Source organism: Bradyrhizobium sp. UFLA01-814 (assembly GCF_046718885.1).
Lineage (GTDB): Bacteria > Pseudomonadota > Alphaproteobacteria > Rhizobiales > Xanthobacteraceae > Bradyrhizobium > Bradyrhizobium elkanii.
The window spans coordinates 23,123-39,584 of record NZ_JAQOSR010000007.1; the positions used below are offsets into that span (position 1 = coordinate 23,123).

General features: G+C 63.4%; 17 protein-coding genes. 1 reads left to right on the forward strand and 16 read right to left on the reverse strand.

Features of this window, described 5'->3' with window-relative positions; all coding sequences use genetic code 11:
* Position 1: 1 nt before the first annotated feature.
* The 6 genes from trbJ to PMN64_RS03665 all read right to left on the reverse strand — a co-directional run bounded on the left by trbJ (position 2) and on the right by PMN64_RS03665 (position 6,671).
* On the reverse strand, positions 2-760 hold the full coding sequence (gene trbJ, locus PMN64_RS03640) for a P-type conjugative transfer protein TrbJ (RefSeq protein ID WP_411779743.1): 759 nt from the start codon (positions 758-760) through the stop codon (positions 2-4).
* A complete protein-coding gene (gene trbE, locus PMN64_RS03645; protein WP_411779744.1) occupies positions 757-3,195 on the reverse strand; it encodes a conjugal transfer protein TrbE in 2,439 nt (812 codons plus the stop codon). The genes trbJ and trbE overlap by 4 nt, the downstream gene beginning before the upstream one ends.
* Positions 3,196-3,202: 7 nt before the next feature.
* Complete coding sequence (locus PMN64_RS03650) at positions 3,203-3,478, reverse strand: VirB3 family type IV secretion system protein (protein WP_411779745.1); 276 nt, start codon at positions 3,476-3,478, stop codon at positions 3,203-3,205.
* Complete coding sequence (locus PMN64_RS03655) at positions 3,478-3,789, reverse strand: TrbC/VirB2 family protein (protein ID WP_411779802.1); 312 nt, start codon at positions 3,787-3,789, stop codon at positions 3,478-3,480. The genes PMN64_RS03650 and PMN64_RS03655 overlap by 1 nt, the downstream gene beginning before the upstream one ends.
* Positions 3,790-3,815: 26 nt before the next feature.
* A complete protein-coding gene (trbB, locus tag PMN64_RS03660) occupies positions 3,816-4,814 on the reverse strand; it encodes a P-type conjugative transfer ATPase TrbB (protein ID WP_411779803.1) in 999 nt (332 codons plus the stop codon).
* Between the two features lie 1,632 nt (positions 4,815-6,446).
* A complete protein-coding gene (locus PMN64_RS03665; protein ID WP_411779746.1) occupies positions 6,447-6,671 on the reverse strand; it encodes a hypothetical protein in 225 nt (74 codons plus the stop codon).
* Positions 6,672-6,725: 54 nt separating this feature from the next.
* Between PMN64_RS03665 and PMN64_RS03670 the strand changes: the two genes are divergently transcribed.
* The gene (locus PMN64_RS03670) at positions 6,726-7,364 is read left to right on the forward strand and encodes a DedA family protein (protein ID WP_411779747.1); all 639 of its coding nucleotides are present in this window, start codon (positions 6,726-6,728) and stop codon (positions 7,362-7,364) included.
* A 198-nt stretch (positions 7,365-7,562) separates the two neighbouring features.
* Here PMN64_RS03670 and PMN64_RS03675 read toward each other — a convergent pair whose 3' ends face one another.
* From PMN64_RS03675 to PMN64_RS03720, 10 genes are all read right to left on the reverse strand, one after another.
* A complete protein-coding gene (locus tag PMN64_RS03675; RefSeq protein ID WP_411779748.1) occupies positions 7,563-8,000 on the reverse strand; it encodes a CopG family transcriptional regulator in 438 nt (145 codons plus the stop codon).
* Between the two features lie 7 nt (positions 8,001-8,007).
* Positions 8,008-9,990, reverse strand: a complete 1,983-nt coding sequence (locus PMN64_RS03680) for a conjugal transfer protein TraG (protein ID WP_411779749.1) — start codon at positions 9,988-9,990, stop codon at positions 8,008-8,010.
* A 42-nt stretch (positions 9,991-10,032) separates the two neighbouring features.
* On the reverse strand, positions 10,033-11,772 hold the full coding sequence (locus tag PMN64_RS03685) for a relaxase/mobilization nuclease domain-containing protein (protein WP_411779750.1): 1,740 nt from the start codon (positions 11,770-11,772) through the stop codon (positions 10,033-10,035).
* Between the two features lie 354 nt (positions 11,773-12,126).
* Complete coding sequence (locus PMN64_RS03690; RefSeq protein ID WP_411779751.1) at positions 12,127-13,047, reverse strand: lytic transglycosylase domain-containing protein; 921 nt, start codon at positions 13,045-13,047, stop codon at positions 12,127-12,129.
* A gap of 4 nt (positions 13,048-13,051) precedes the next feature.
* Complete coding sequence (locus PMN64_RS03695) at positions 13,052-13,387, reverse strand: DUF736 domain-containing protein (protein ID WP_411779752.1); 336 nt, start codon at positions 13,385-13,387, stop codon at positions 13,052-13,054.
* A gap of 36 nt (positions 13,388-13,423) precedes the next feature.
* Positions 13,424-13,969 (reverse strand): S26 family signal peptidase, encoded by a 546-nt coding sequence (locus PMN64_RS03700; RefSeq protein WP_411779753.1) that lies wholly within the window; start codon positions 13,967-13,969, stop codon positions 13,424-13,426.
* Positions 13,966-14,484 carry a DUF2840 domain-containing protein gene (locus PMN64_RS03705; protein WP_411779754.1) on the reverse strand — a complete coding sequence of 173 codons (519 nt, stop codon included), beginning with the start codon at positions 14,482-14,484 and terminating at the stop codon, positions 13,966-13,968. Before PMN64_RS03705 ends, PMN64_RS03700 begins: the two co-directional genes overlap by 4 nt.
* A complete protein-coding gene (locus tag PMN64_RS03710) occupies positions 14,471-14,734 on the reverse strand; it encodes a hypothetical protein (protein ID WP_411779804.1) in 264 nt (87 codons plus the stop codon). Before PMN64_RS03710 ends, PMN64_RS03705 begins: the two co-directional genes overlap by 14 nt.
* Entirely contained in the window at positions 14,731-15,369 is a 639-nt protein-coding gene (parA, locus tag PMN64_RS03715; RefSeq protein ID WP_411779755.1) for a ParA family partition ATPase, read from the reverse strand. Before parA ends, PMN64_RS03710 begins: the two co-directional genes overlap by 4 nt.
* A complete protein-coding gene (locus tag PMN64_RS03720; RefSeq protein WP_411779756.1) occupies positions 15,366-16,454 on the reverse strand; it encodes a replication initiator protein A in 1,089 nt (362 codons plus the stop codon). The genes parA and PMN64_RS03720 overlap by 4 nt, the downstream gene beginning before the upstream one ends.
* Positions 16,455-16,462: the final 8 nt, after the last annotated feature.

The following is a 16,462-nucleotide window of genomic DNA, read 5'->3' on the forward strand; positions in this document are numbered from 1 at the left end:
CTCAGTTGCCGCTGAACATGGTGACGTTGCCGGGCTGGTAGCCGCCGCGCGTCGCGAAGATCTTGTATTGCTGGGCGCCTTGCGACTCCGTTGCCGTCACGCGCGCCTGCTCCAGCGCATCCGCCCGTCCCTTGGCGGCGAGAACCGCGACAACATCCGAAAGCTGCTGGGATTGCAGGGCGAGAAGCTGGTTGCCGGCCTGGGCGGCTTGCAGGGCGCCACTGGCCGACTGGCTGGCTGATACCAGCGACGTCATCGCGCTGGAATTGGTCGAGATATTGCCGACGACGCCGGCCTGGACCTTCAGCGAGTCCTCGAATGCGCCAACCGAGTTCTGCCAGCGGGTTTGGGCGGCGGCGAACAGCATCGCGTTGGATCCCGCGGTCGGCGCCGCGCCGTAGCTGCTGGAATACGCGGTTTGAATTTGCTGAACGTTGAAAGAAATGTTCTGCGCTTGCGTCAGAAGCGATTGGGTTCGCGCGATCGTCGACTGGAGCTGAGCCAGCGTCGACATCGGCAGGCTGGCGAGGTTCTTCGCCTGGTTCACCAGGCTTTGGGCCTGGTTGGTCAGCATCTGGATTTGATTGTTGATCTGCTGCAGCTCGCGCGCCGCTGTCAGCACGTTCTGACTGAAGTTGCTGGGATCGTAGACGATCACCTGCGCGGACGCCGGCCCCGTCAAAAGCGGCTGAATCAATAGGGTGAGCGACAGGGCGGTCGCGGCCAGTAAGCCGGTACGCCGCGTCGAGCGGTCGGTCATGATTGCACCTCCAGGTTTGTCAGGTCAGGGATGAGATCGGCGGCCCACAGGAGCTCGTGATCCGCGAGCCAGGCCGCCGTAAAATCCTCGCGGCCATGCTCGGCGAGCAGCCGTTCGATTGCGGCATGATCAGCCTTTGAGGATGCCGCGCAGAAGGTGAGCGCGACCGGCCCGAGTCCTAGCTCGAAGAGCCGATTGCCTCGCCGCGACTGACAGTAGTAATCGCGCTTCGGCGTCGCTCGCGCGATGATCTCGATCTGGCGATCATTCAGGCCAAAGCGCCGATAGATCGCCGTGAGCTGGGGCTCGATGGCGCGCTCGTTCGGCAGGAAGATCCGCGTCGGGCAACTCTCGACGATCGCGGGCGCGATGTTGCTGCCGTCGATATCGGAGAGCGATTGCGTGGCGAAGACGACGGACGCATTCTTCTTCCGGAGCGTCTTCAACCATTCGCGAAGCTGCTGGGCAAAGGCCGGATCGTCGAGAACAAGCCAACCCTCGTCGATGATGAGGAGCGTCGGCCGGCCATCAAGCCGTCCCTCGATGCGATGGAAGAGGTAGGTGAGGACGGCGGGCGCAGCGCCAGCACCGATCAGGCCTTCGGTCTCGAAAGCCTGGACTGACGCCAAGCCGAGCTGCTCAACCTCAGCGTCGAGTAGCCGGCCGGAAGCGCCGCCGACGCAAAAGGGTTGCAGCGCCTGCTTGAGCGCGGTCGATTGCAACAAAACCGTCAGGCCGGTGATCGTCCGCTCCTCGACCGGCGAGGAAGCCAGTGAGGTTAGCGCCGACCAGACATGCTCCTTCGCGGTCGGGTCGATGGTAACGCCTTCCTTGGCGAGGATCGCGGTCACCCATTCGGCCGCCCAGGCGCGCTCCGCCGCATCGCCGATGCGCGCGAGCGGTTGAAGCGAGACGGAGTTCTCGGCACTGTTCGACAGGCTGCCGCCGAGGTCGTGCCAGTCGCCTCCCATCGCAAGCGCCGCGGTACGGATCGAACCGCCGAAATCGAAGGCGAAGATCTGACTTTTGCGGTAACGGCGGAACTGGATCGCCATCAGCGCCAGCAACACGGACTTACCGGCGCCAGTCGGGCCGACGATCAAGGTATGTCCGACGTCTCCGACATGCAGCGAGAAGCGGAACGGCGTCGAGCCCTCGGTCTTGCCAAAGAACAGCGGGGCGGCACGAAAATGCTCGTCGCGCGCAGGTCCAGCCCAGACCGCCGAAAGCGGAATCATGTGGGCCAGGTTCAATGTCGAGAGCGGCGGCTGGCGGACGTTGGCATAGGCGTGGCCCGGTAGCGAGCCGAGCCAGGCCTCGAGCGCATTCACCCCTTCCGGCATGCAGGTGAAGTCGCGACCCTGGATGACCTTCTCGACGAGGCGAAGCTTCTCAGTGGCGCGGCCGGGGTCCTCATCCCAGACGGTGACGGTCGCGGTGACGTAGGCCTGGCCGACGTCGTCGGTGCCCAGTTCCTGCAAGGCGAGATCGGCGTCAGTGGCCTTGTTGGCCGCGTCGCTATCGACCAGTGTCGAGGCCTCGTTCGTCATCACCTCCTTGACGATAGCGGCGATCGACTTTCGCTTGGCGAACCACTGTCGGCGGATCCTGGTCAGCAGCTTCACCGCCTCGGTCTTGTCGAGGAGGATCGCGCGGGTCGACCAGCGGTAAGGGAAGGCAAGCCGGTTCAGCTCATCGAGGACTCCGGGATGGGTCGCGGTCGGAAAACCGACCACCGTGAGCGTGCGAAGGTGATGGCTGCCGAGGCGCGGCTCAAGGCCGCCGGCGAGCGGCTCGTCCGCGAGCAGCGCGTCGAGATGCATCGGCGTCTCGGGAACGCGGACGCGCTGTTGCCGGGTCGAGATGGTCGAGTGCAGGTAGGTGAGCGTGTCACCATCATCCAGCCAGGCCACCTCGGGCATGAAGCCTTCGACCAGTTGCAGGACGCGATTGGTCCGATCGACGAAGCCGCGCAGCAGCTCATACGGATCGACGCCGCTCTGCGCGCGGCCCTCATAGAGCCAGCCCTCGATCCGCGAGGCGTCCTCGGCCGGCGGAAGCCAGACGAAGGTCAGGAAATAGCGGCTCTCGAAATGCGCGCCGGCCTCCTCGAAAGCGTCCCGCCGCTCCAGATCGACCAGCGCGGATGCCGCATCGGGAAAGGCGCTGTACGGATAGGTCTGGGCGGCGATCCGCTGGGCCTCGACAAAGATCGCCCATCCTGAGCCGAGGCGGCGCAACGCGTTGTTGAGGCGGGCCGTAACGCCGACCAGCTCCGCAGACGTCGCGCTGTCGAGATCCGGACCGCGGAAGCGCGCCGTCCGCTGGAACGATCCGTCCTTGTTGAGGGCCACACCGCGCTCGACCAGAGCGGCCCAGGGCAGAAAATCGGGAAGGCTGGCGGGCCGATTGCGATATTCGGCGAGGTTCAGCATGGAAGCCTCATGTGGCAAGATAGGGCGGATAGCGGAGATGACGCCGAACGACGTCCACGAACTGCGGGTCGCGCTTGGCCGCCCAGACGGCGGCGGCGTGCCCCACGGCCCAGATCAGCGCGCCGGGGATCCACAGGCGCAGGCCAAGCGCGATGGCCGCCGCCAACGTGCCGTTGGCGATCGCGACGCTGCGCGGCGCGCCGCCCATCAGGATCGGATCGGTGAGCGCGCGATGAACCGGCGCGAAAAAGCCCGGCACCTCTGGATCGACAACCGCAGCCATCAGACCAGCGCCCCGCCCGAGAAGCTGAAGAAGGTCAGGAAGAAGCTCGACGCGGCGAAGGCGATCGACAAGCCGAAGACGATCTGGATCAGCCGGCGGAAGCCGCCGGCTGTGTCGCCGAACGCAAGCGTTAGCCCTGTCACGGTGATGATGATGACGGAGATGATCTTGGCGACCGGTCCCTGCACCGACTCCAGGATCTGATTGAGCGGCGTCTCCCACGGCATCGAGGAGCCGGAGGCGTAGGCCGCGGGCGCGAACGCGACGGAGATGAAGGCGATCGCCGCGACACCGGTGAAGTGGCGGCGCATGCTTCGGATCACGGAAGCAAACTGAATCATGATGGGTCTCCGGCAAGCGAGGGGCCGCCGCCCGCCCCGGCGGACTGGACACGGTAATCGCCGGTGGCGGGATCGAGGCCGGCGACGAGAGCAAGTTCGGCAAGGCGGCGTTCACTGCCGCGGCCGCGCAGCACCGCTACGAGATCAATCGTCTCGGCGATCAGCGCCTTGGGAACGGTGAGGACGGCTTCCTGGATGAGCTGCTCGAGGCGTCGAAGCGCGCCCAGCGCGGAGCCTGCGTGAATCGTTCCGATCCCGCCGGGATGGCCGGTGCCCCAGGCTTTGAGGAGCTCCAAGGCTTCGCTGCCCCGCACCTCCCCGATCGGAATACGGTCGGGGCGCAAACGCAGCGAGGACCGGACCAGGTCCGACAGCGACGCGACGCCGTCCTTGGTGCGCAGCGCGACCAGATTAGGCGCCCGGCACTGTAGCTCGCGCGTGTCCTCGATCAGCACAACGCGATCAGTGGTGCCGGCGATTTCGGCGAGCAGTGCGTTTGTGAGCGTGGTCTTGCCGGTCGAGGTGCCACCAGCGACCAGGATGTTGTTGCGCGAAGCGACAGCGGCCTTCAGAGCCGTCGCTTGACTGGCGGTCATCGTACCAGCGGCGACGTAGTCATCGAGCGTGAACACCGCGACGGCGGGTTTGCGGATCGCAAAGGCAGGCGCCGCAACGACAGGCGGAACCAGCCCCTCGAACCTCTCTCCCGTCTCGGGGAGCTCGGCAGAGACGCGGGGGCTTCCGGCATGGACCTCGGCACCGACATGGTGCGCGACCAGGCGCACGATGCGCTCGCCATCGGCCGCCGTCATCGTCCGTCCGCTATCCTCCAGGCCGCCTGACAGCCGATCGATCCACAGCCGACCATCGGGGTTGAGCATCACCTCGACGATCGAGGGGTCTTCGAGGAAAGTCGTAATTGCCGGGCCAAGCGCAGTGCGCAGCATGCGCGCGCCACGCGAGAAGGCTTCCGAATGGATTGAAGTGACCCCCACGATCGTCCCCCGTCGAACGCCAATCACAAAGTGCGATGGGCGATGGGGATGAATAGAAGAGGCAGGAAATGGGTTAGTTCAACAAGTATTCAGCCGGTGTAGAAGTGCAGCGTAGAGCCGAGTAAAAAGACTTGCTGGATCGAAAGCGTGCTGATCGGACCGTGACCACGGATCTCTGCAACAGCTTGCGTCAATCAATCAGGTTGTGGCTGCGCAGTCCCTGCCCTAGTCGGAAATTCGGCTCCAACGTCTGCTGTTCAGGTTGGATCGAAGAGAGCGCCGTGTTGTGAAAGCGACGCTGTTGAGCCATCTCGAACATCCCGAATCAAGTGCCTTCCTAGAGAGGCTGCCTATTAAGTCCCCGCCGCAAAGTGCTATCCTATCCATTCCCTTGGCCGGGTCCTTTTAAAGGGGGGGCACATGCGACGGCGGGACGTCGTAACGGGTACGGCGATCACCGCAGCCCTGAGCTCGCCAAAGCGGCATATGCTCAGGCCCTCGGATCAACCGCATCGCGACTGTCCATCTGGCCCGCTTTAGATGCCTGCTTCCAGAGCAAGGCGGACCTTCAACTTCGATGCGTTACGCCACCCGATTTGTGAGTTTATGGTCCAGTGCGGTTGTCGAAATATTTCGATCTTCAGAGGGCATCGCCAATGTTCGAAAGAATAATAGGGATAGTCAGAGATTTTTTCCAAAGCCATTGGAGAGAGATTATTGAAAACTCTCCCATCTTGCGTCGGCTTTATAGATTACTTCTTTTGGTCAAGCGGAAGCTGCAAGGACTCCTAATCAGGAGATTTTTGCCCGTAGTTCTTACAGTATTGGCGTTATCGCTATGCGCAGTAGTATTTTTACCGCATTTATTTTTTTCTGATCGCTGCTATCTAATGTCAGTCACAAGCGTGACAGTAAGAAATACAACCGCAAGTCGCCCCTGCGTTCACGGAGCCCTGCTTGCCTTTACGACTAATGCCGGAAAGAGTGTGTTTTTTTCGGCAGAGATAACTTCTGAAGATCCAGTTCACGGCCGTTGGTATCAAAACGACTTTGTCAGCAAGAGCGCGTATCCGGATTATATCAATTTTCGATATGACGTAGAGGATAAGGAGTACCTGATTGATGTCGACCTCGGCAAATGTCGAATCGAGACACCTGACGATCCCAAGCCGCCCGGACGGGCTCACTTTACTGGCATTCGCCTTATTACCACAGAACCACGCCCCGGCCCCAACGCAAGGCCATCGAAATACTTCTGTAATACCGTGCCGGCCGACAATCCAATGTACAAGGATTGTGATTGGATTAGATACGAAATCGCCATACCAAACGTTATGCCGACACATATTTGCAAACCTCATGGTTGGCTTGATTTTTGGACTGGCAATAAGGAGATTGAATTGACGGACGCGAGATACATTTGCGGCAGACCGGTAAGATTCGATGCAGGTTCGAAAAAGATCGAGCCGCTGGAGAATTGGGAGCCTTGGGGGGCGATCGGGTCTGTATGGTGCGACTAAGCAAGATTCTGTGGCCTTCAGGTAAGGTGCTTCAGGAGTGCTCTTTGCGCAAAGGATGGATGTCAACGAGCGCGCCTGCGGTGCCGTCGGCTCTACCTGATCGAAGCGAATTTTAGGAAGGAATCGAACAGGACTCCGCCGTGATCAGGGCAGCGGCAACCGGCCCCAACATCTTGTCGGTGCGAAACGGCTCCTGTGGTGCTTGCTGCTTGTTGCCCTTGTGCGACATGGCGGCCGGCCCCGAGCAGGTGCGAGAGGCAGACCGGAAGTCATCGGTTTTAGGCAAAACGATGCAGATGCTGTGGGGCAGCATCTCTTGAAAATCCATGCTCGTCAACGCGATCTCCACGCTCGGAAAGCATAGAAAATGCGTAGCAGGCAGTCTTAGAAAATGGACCTTGCCTCTTTCTCAAGTTCTTTGATTCGTTTGATCCAAAGCCATGGACCTTGGATCATTTCCGTCGTTGTTGCGCTGGAAAGCGCCGGCGTGCCGCTTCCCGGAGAGACGATCCTAGTTGCTGCGGCTCTTCTGGCCGCCGCCACCGATCAGATCGATATCGCTGTCGTTGTAGCCGCGGCCGCTGCAGGTGCGATCGTCGGAGACGGGATCGGATACACGGTCGGGCGTCGCTTCGGAATGCCGCTTCTTCAAGAATACGGACGGTACATTCGTCTCGATGAAAATCGATTGCTGATCGGTCGCTATCTGTTTTTTCGGTATGGGAGCGCCGTCGTATTTTTTGGTCGCTTTATCGCGGTCCTACGAATGTTTGCGGCTTTGCTTGCTGGCGCAAATGGCATGGCCGCGGGTCGCTTTTTCTTCTTCAATGTGATTGGGGGCATTTGCTGGGCGTGTCTCTTCGGCTTCGGTGCCTACGCTGCCGGAACCGAAATCTATAAGATTTCTAAAGCGCTCAGCCTGGTGTCACTGGTATTGTTTATTGGCGCGGGATCTGCGCTTTCGATCGTTATTCGGCGATATGAAATTGTGCTTCTTCGTCAGGCCGAGCGCGCGACGTTGGATCGCTAATGCGAAATCGAAACGCATGTCCGTTGGCCCTTCTGCGACGTGAGCCGCCGACATCGTCAGACGCGTCCGCGTGCGTTGAGGAAATCGGCGGCGCAATGTCGGTTCTCGCGTTGGAACTGCTTGCGATGCACGGTCTTGAATCGCCGCGCGGCTGGATTTTCGTCCACGCAGGTGAGCGGTCATCGGACGAATAGGCGGCTACCCGCCCGTCGACTCGCTCTCCTGAATATCCTCCGGGATCTCCTGCCGCAGCTTCGGTCCTTGACTGAGCCGTCGCCCGAGGGCGGCGACGAAATTGTCGTAACGCGCGCCCGCTTGCGCCCGCGCTGCCTTTGCAGCTGGTTCGGGGAGTGGCGGTGTCGTCGTGAGCCAGAACCGGACGAACAAGGCCATGGTCTCGACCGAGATCCCCATGTCGCGCTCGAGCCGCGCGATGCGGCGATCGACTTGGTCGAGGCGCTTGGCAATAGCGGCCTCCCGCCGCTCGTCGGCGTCCGGCGACAGGAAGGACGCGATCGCGGCTTCGGCGATGAGCGACATCGGCTGCTCACGCCGGGCGGCATAGGCCGACAGCGCCTTCATGACGTCCTGATCGAGATAGACCGACATCTGGGCTTTCTTCTTCGGCGCGGTCATGCCTGCCTCACAATCCGAGATCGTCACCAGGATCGAGCGACGCTTGGCGCGCGACGCCCTGCATCATGTCATTCATGCGCCTGATCCGCGGGGCATCTTCAGCGAGCTCGTCGGCAAATTCAGACGCAAACTCGTTGTCGAGCGGTTCCTTCTTCTCCACGGTCTCACGCTCCAGTTCCGGTTGCCGCCGACGGTCGGCGGTCTTCGGATCCTCGACGTCGGTCTGGTCGTCGGCCGAGGTCGGCGCCGCTGTTGGGCGCGGCGGGAGTGGCCGTGAACTCCAATCGTCCGGCCGGCGGTCGTTGGGTTTGGTCAGCGCGGGCGGCGCCAGGATGCGCTCCTGGAAACGTCGATCCTCGTAATAGCGCGCCTTCTTGGCGCGAATCGGATGCAGGCCCGACATCATGACGATCTCATCTGATGGCGGGAGCTGCATCATCTCGCCGGGCGTCAACAGTGGGCGGGCGGTCTCCGATCGCGACACCATGAGGTGACCGAGCCAAGGGGCCAGCCGGCTGCCGGCATAGTTCTTCATCGCCTTCATCTCGGTCGCCATGCCCAATGCGTCGGACACCCGCTTCGCAGTCCGTTCGTCATTCGTCGCGAAGCTGACCCGGACGTGACAATTGTCGAGGATCGAGTTGTTTGGCCCGTAGGCCCTCTCGATTTGGTTCAGCGACTGGGCGATCAGGAAACTCTTGATGCCGTAGCCGGCCATGAAGGCGAGCGCTGACTCAAAGAAGTCGAGCCGGCCGAGCGCAGGGAACTCGTCGAGCATCAGGAGGAGCCGGCGCCGTCCGGCCTTGGCCTGGAGATCCTCGGTCAGGCGGCGGCCGATCTGGTTGAGGATCAGCCGGATCAGCGGCTTGGTGCGGTTGATGTCCGATGGCGGCACGACGAGGTACAGCGTTGTCGACCGCTCGCCCGCGACGATATCGCTGATACGCCAGTCGCAGCGCCGGGTCACCTCGGCGACGACAGGATCGCGATAGAGACCGAGGAACGACATCGCGGTGCTCAAGACGCCGGAGCGCTCGTTACCGGACTTGTTCAGCAGCTCGCGCCCGGCGGACGCGACGACGGGATGGACGCCGCCCTCGCCGAGATGCGCCGTCCGCATCATCGCGGCAAGCGTCGACTCGATCGGCCGTTTGGGATCGGACAGGAAGGCTGCGACGCCGGCGAGCGTCTTGTCCTCCTCGGCATAGAGAACGTGGAGGATCGCGCCGACCAGCAGTGCGTGACTGGTCTTCTCCCAGTGGTTCCGCTTCTCGAGACTGCCTTCGGGGTCGACCAGGATGTCGGCGATGTTCTGGACGTCGCGCACCTCCCACTCGCCGCGGCGGACTTCCAGCAACGGGTTGTAGGCTGACGACTTCGCGTTGGTCGGATCGAACAGGAGGACGCGGCCGTGCTGGGCACGGAAGCCGGCGGTGAGCTGCCAGTTCTCGCCCTTGATGTCGTGGACGATCGCCGAGCCAGGCCAGGACAGCAGCGACGGGATGACGAGGCCGACACCCTTGCCGCTCCGGGTCGGCGCGAAGCACAGGACATGCTCAGGTCCATCATGACGGAGATAGGCGCGCTCGAACCGGCCGAGAACCACGCCATCAGGCCCAAGCAGCCCGGCCTGCTCGATCTCCTTCGGCTCGGCCCATCGTGCCGAGCCATAGGTCTCGGCATTCTTCACTTCGCGCGCGCGCCAGACTGACATGCCGATCGCAACCGCCGCAGCGATGATGCCGCCGGATGCGGCGATATAGGCGCCCTCAATGAAGACATGCGGCGCATAGGCATCGTAGGCGTACCACCACCAGAAGAAGGCAGGTGGAAGGTAGAACGGAAAATGAAGCAGTTCGAACCAGGGTTGCCCGAGTTCGGCTTGGAAGCCGAGCCGCCAGGCGGTCCATTCCGTCGCGGTCCAGAACGTCAGCAGGACGATCGCTAAGACTGTGATGACCTGTCCCCAGAGTATTTTAGTCGCGGACATGGCGGTCGCCCTCTCCTTAGATTCGGTGATTGCTGGGATGGCTCACAGGCCGAGCCCCCGGCTGCGCCCAAAACCCCAATCGACGCCACCGTCATCGCGGGCGACGCCGGAGACATGTCGGCCGAGCTGCTTTTCGAGTGAGGGTGTCCACGGCACGAGCTGGAAGCCGAGACCGTCGTCGATCATCGCGAAGCGGCCGGATGCGAGCGCGAAGCGCTGTCGATAGGTCCCGGCGACATAGTCGCCGGCGGCCGGTGGATTGAACGGCTGGCCAGTCTCAGCCGCGAGCTGCTCACCCAATGCTCCCACCTCCCGACGGCGCAGCGTGCCGACGAGGTTCTTCGCGAACACCAATCCGCGCGTCTGGCGCTCGGCGAGACCTTGCTCGATGAGCTGATCGGCCCGCCGTTCCATGGCTTCGCGGACCTCGGCGCCGAAGCCGGCCTGGCCAAGTGCCACCGGATCGCGCGCTACCACCTGCCTGTCGAGCCATGTTGCGCCACTTGCCGTCACTTGCGCTTCGATCGAAAGATCCGAACGGACGGCCAGTGCCACGCGGCGCTGCCCTCGCGCGTCGTCGAATTTGCGGAGCTCGACGATCGAGCCCGGTGCGCTGTCGCCGGCGGCGTCGAGATCGGGCAGCCTGATGTGGTGGGTACGCCCATCGACGCCATCGACCACGGCATAGGCGGTCGCCTTGAGTTCGTCGTCGAGACCGCGATCGACGAGGCGTCCGATGACTGGAACGTCGAGGCTTTCGCCGGCAAGCACATAATTCGCAGTCCCGCGCTCGATACCGCGTTCGGTCAGACTGCGGTGGATGCGTTTAATAATGTCGCCGCGATCGCCGAGCTCGCGCAATGTCGTCTCGGCGACCTCGTCCATGACCCATTGGCCTGGCCCGAGTTGATGCGCGAGGCCGAGGCTCTCCAAGTGCCGCAGCCGGCCGACCTTTAACGCATGGAACTGATCGGGCTGCTGCGCCGGATTGGGTGCAAGGTCGATGACGCCGTGCCGGCCTGCGTCGCGAACAAGCTGGCGATCGAGCTGGGTCCAGCGTTCGGCGTCGACCTGGCGCTCGAGCGAGCGGTGAATGTCGAGATCGGAGCGCAGTCCAAGTTCCTGAGTGACCAGGTCCTGCGCGCGGGCGCGCATTCCTTCCTTGATGTAGGCTCGGGAGATGACGAGGTCCTGGCCGTCCTCGGCGACGCCGCGTACGAGGATGTGGACGTGCGGGTGCTGGGTGTTCCAGTGATCGACGGCCACCCAGTCGAGCTTGGTGCTGAGGTCCACTTCCATCTGGCTGACGAGCTCGCGGGCGAAACCCTTGAGGTCGGCCATATCGGCTGCGTCCTCCGGCGAGACAATGAAGCGGAAGTGGTGCCGGTTACCCTGACAGCGGTCGGCAAAGGCCTTGGGATCGGCATCGTCGGCCTCGGGGCCGAACAGATGGGCCCTCTCCCCGTCCCGGGTGACGCCCTCCCGCCGGAGATAGCCGAGGTGCGCGGCGAGCGGCGCGGAGCGTGCCGTGTGACGGACGACTCGGGTCTTGATCGTCACCAGACGCGAGCGACCAGTCAGCAGTCGGTTCGCCCGCTCACTGGCGACCCGGCCGCGGCCGAAGCGCGAATGACGAGGATTGGTAAGGCGGCCAGCTCGCGAAACGCCGCCGCCGGCGCGCTGAGTGGCAGCAAGCGCCTGGGCGATGAAGGGTTTTGCCCGCTGGCTCCTTGACGAGCGGATGCGGCCAGGCCGAGCCTGAAACTCCTTCTCCTCAGCCATGGCAAGTCTCGGCAATGTGCGAAATTGAGAAGCCGCGCAATGAGTTGATGGTGGGGCGCACATTGCGTGCCGCAGCCACACATTGTCGGTTCAGCAAAAAACGAAAGCAACACCAACCGACCGACCGAGCCGCACATTGCGGCCTTTTATCTCGCCATCGTTCGGTCGTTGCCTCCCCGTCTCCGTCCCCTGCTCTTTCCTCTTCGCAGACGAGCGCTGAGACACGCTTGAGCACGAATTCGCAACTGATGGCAGCGGAAAGCAGCCATCGCGCGACCAATGACCAGATGTCTGCAGCGTGGGTGCTCACCGACGTGCATCGATCTGGGTTTTCATGTTGGCGATGCGGTGCGGTCATTGCGATCGTCCCGTTGCCCCGAGCGCGACGAACAGGCCTTCCGACTGCGGCGCGATGGCCGAGAGATCGTGCACAGGAACGGCAGCCGGCATGTCGCGCGCTGGCCGATCGGATGCCACTCGCGCGGCAGATGACGGCCCGTCAGCGCGCCCGAAAAAGAGCGGCGCCTGTGTCCAGGATGAACGAGAAGAGGCCGCGACGAGGAGAGGTCCTGGCGTGCTCTCCGCATCGACAAAAGGGACGATGGCCGCGACATAGGCGACCGTCTCGGCGGGCAGCGGGCGATGTCTATCGCGAAAATCCTCGTAGCGGCCGGGACCTGCATTGTAGGCCGCGAGGAAACCCGGCGAGCCGTAGCGGTCGTGCAGCTCGCGAAGGAAGGCGGCGCCGGCGAGGATGTTGTCATGCGGCTCGAAGGGATCACGTCCGAGACCGTAGCGCGCGCGCATGTCCGCCCAGGTCTTGGGCATGAGTTGCATCAGGCCGAGCGCGCCCTTGGGTGACACGGCGCGCCGGTCGCCACCGCTCTCGATCCGCATGACGGCGCGGATCCAGGCTGCCGGAATGCCAAAGCGTCGCGCGGCTTCCGCCACATGAGCGGCATAGCGATCGCTTGCCGGTTGACGTTGCACCGCTGCTGCCTGCGCTGACACCGCCGGCGTTGGTCCGCTAAATACCAGCAGGCAGGCAAGCAGGAGAATGGCAAAACCCGCCATGTCTCCGCCATAACGTGAGCAAGCCATCGTGCTCGCGCTCGGCAAGGATGTGCGCGGCGCGCCAGCCTGCGCCCGCCCTTGACTGCCGCGGCGCACGACGGCCAACTGACGCCTGAGCCGGACGAGGCGATGTGATGACGTGAACAAGGAAACGAAGCTTTGATGCGCCTTGTCGCCGGCACGCGTGACGAGCCCCTGCATGCGATCAGTCCCGCTCGGCGCGCTGGGGCTGACGATTCCAGTTCAGCGTCCAGACCGATTTGTCATCGCCGGACTGGAAAAGATTGGCGCGGATCGGCCGCGACAGCGTGGGATCGTCGATGATCAGCGAAACATAGTCGCCGGCCTTCTCGCCGGTGCGCTTCCAGCCCGCGCCGATCTCGGGTCCTTCGCCATCGCCGAGGCGAACGCGGTAGTCGGGCGCGTTCTCGGCATCTGAGGATTCGGCCGGGACGAGGGTGAGAATTCGCTCGAAGAAAAGCGTTTCAATGCGTCCAGTGAAACCGGATTTCTCGCGGGTGAACTGACCGATTTGCGCCATGGGAAACCTCCTTGGTTGGCGGGTTTAAGAAGCGGGTCAATGGGTGGCGGCGCGCCAGACGAAGCGGCCGTCGCCGGCCTCGTCGGTCCAAAGCGGGACCGCGCGTGCGACGATCGAGGTGACAGGGAGCGAGCCGAAATAGCGGCCGTCCAGGCTGTCCGGAACGGTCGGGTTCATGAGGAAGACCTCGCCCGACTGGAGGGTGATGCAACCGCTCCAGCGCGGCAGCGGACGGCCGAGATGGTCGCGATCGTGCGCGTCGCCGACATCGACAGCATCGACGGTGACAGTCTCGCCCGACCGGCACACACTCTGCCCGGGCAGCGCCAGCACATGCTTCAGCAGCGGCACACCTTTCGGAAGAAAGCCGCCATCGGCGAGGAAGCTCGCGATCGGCTCTGGTAGCCGCATCACGACCAATTCCATTGCGCGCAGCTCTCCGACCGGATGCAGCGTGTAGAAGCCCGTCGGCGTGCTTGCGGTGGCGTTCCAGATCAGCCGCGGCGCGGGATGAAGGAATCCCAGGCCGCTGGCGGTGAGCATTGGTATGCACGTCAGCACGATGTAGCCTAAGCGGGTCATGGCGTGACGCTCCGGCGCTTGAGCCAGGCGACGTGCTGCTCACGCGTGTAGGCGCGCGGCGCGTGGCCGGCGGCCAGGCGGTTGTGGAGATGCCGCCAGTATTCGGGCGCGGCGTCGGCCGGATCGATGGCGAGCGCCTCAATGGCGTCGACCGCCTGCAACACGCGCTCGACCTTCGGCCAGCTATCGACACGCAGCAGTATCTCGCCGCCCGGCCGCACGAAGGGCAGTGTCTGATAGGGCTGGCCGGGTTCCACTGCGCGGACTATGTCCATGCGGGAGACCACGGTGCCATAGTCGTTTGAAGCCCAGCGGACGAAGCCGAAGATGCTGCCGGGCGCAAAACTAGAAACGCTGCGGCGGCGATCGAGGATCTTTTCTTCAGCGCGACGGCCGAAGCGCAGCCAGTGCTCAATCCTCTTCTCGACCCAGGTGAGCTCGACACGCGTGAGCGCAACGCCGCGCCGATGCGAGGCCGGCACGGCACGCGGCGGCAAGGCCTCATTGTCGTTCATGACGGCTCTCCGGTCTCAGTGGGAATTCTCGGGCCAGCAATTCGCGCAGCATGTCGGCGACGGTGACGCCGCGTTGGAACGCGACGACCTTGATGCGACCGCGCAGCGCCGGCGTGACATCGATGGTTAGACGCGCGGTGTACCCCGCTGCGTCATTCATGCGACGCGGCGAGGTCGCGCCGGCCTTGATCCAGCGTTCGGCATTGCCAGGTCGCGATGTGAATCCGCGCTTGGTCGAACGTTCGCTCATGGCCCGCACCTCGCGACTTCGGCGGCGAGCGCGGCGATCTCGCGGGCAGCTGCACTCCGCTCGGCGAGCTCGAAGACGAGCCGGCCTGACTGCGCTGCGTCAGCGAAGACGACGCGCTGACCGATAGTGCTCGCGAGCACCGGCGGATCATGATCGGCGAGCGCCTCAGCCGTCCCGCGGGCGATGAGGGAGCGCGCGCCATAACAGTTGAGCACGAATCGAGCGGCCAGTTGCGGACGATGGAATCGGGCCTCACGCAGCAGAGACAGCATCTCAGCCGACGCCCAGCCATCGAACGGCGACGGTTGCACGGGGATCAGCACGAGGTCGGCCGCCAGCAGTGCCGAACGTATCAGTCCAGCGACGCGCGGCGGTCCGTCAATGACAACGTGATCGGCAGTGCGCGCGATCTCCCGCGCCTCGCGATGAAGCGATTCGCGGGCAAGGCCAACGACGCCGAACAGCCGTGAGACGTTCTCCCGCGCCCGCTGCTGTGACCAGTCCAGTGCCGAACCCTGCGGGTCGGCATCGATCAGGGTCACACGCTTTCCGCTCAGCGCCCATTCACCGGCGAGGTGCAGAGCGAGCGTGGTCTTGCCGACACCACCCTTCTGGTTGAGTAGTGCGACAATCATCGCTTGCCTCCCGCCTTGTGGTCGAAAAGCAGAAGAGATTGTTGGCGGCTTGAGTGCTTGTTTGACTGCGGCTCAGCGCTCGCGCCGGCGTTATCCGCACGACGCACAGGTCCACTACAATAGTTAGATTCTAAGTTAGACTCTAAGTTAGATTCTAATACGTGCGTGCGAAGTCCCGATGGAGCTGCGTGCGGAGTCCAGATAGGGTTTGCGTGCGAAGTCCCGAGCGCTTCCACAGCGCCGTCCACAGGGTCAGTGGACAACTTTGCCGGCAGAATGCGAAGCAGCTCGCGGCGTCCCTCGCGTTCGATGTGTAAGCTGTAGCCAGGGAGTGGCTGGCGTGCGGCGATAAGTCGGATCTGCAGCGCGAAATCGGAAACTCGCACCAAGCTGCCGGATTTCTTGTGGAGGTGCGCGATCTCGAACAGCCATCCTTTTGGCTGACGACCGGCATGCTTGCGAGCGACGCGGTACAGCCAGCGTTCGATCCCGCCGGTCAGTCGGAAGTACGCCGGATCGATCGTGAGAACGAGGGAGCGATCGATCACGCCGCGATAGAGCCAGTCTGGGAGAACAAATTCCATGCCTTCCACGCGACCATCGTGCCTCGCGCATTCCTCCCACTCGTTGATCCAGGAAAATTGGTACCGCCGCCAATGCTCGCCCTGCCGGATGCTGGTGCGGATCACGGTCGCCTGCAGACGGGCCAGTGCGCCCTTCAAGAGCCTGTACTCGCGCGCCCCGGTCTGTCGGCCGACTGCGATCAGAAGCTGGTAGGGCGTGAAGCGCAGGAAGCGCGAGGTCTTCAGACCGAGGTTCTCAGCCTCGACAATCTGGCTCGCCGCCCAAATCAGCACGTCGGCGTCCCAGATCGTCGCCATACCGTGTTCGGGAACCGCATAGACTTCGACGCGCACGTCGCCGGCCTCGTAGAGGATCGGCCTCGTGCGCTTGGCCTTGGCGAGTGAGAAGAATGGCCGCTCCATCAGGTCGCGCTGATCGCGCGGGCTGGCATCGCCGGTGGCGACAACGAACGGGTCGAGCTTGCTTCGCTCGCTGGGCGTGATGAGGCGGCGCGACGACATGGGCGAGC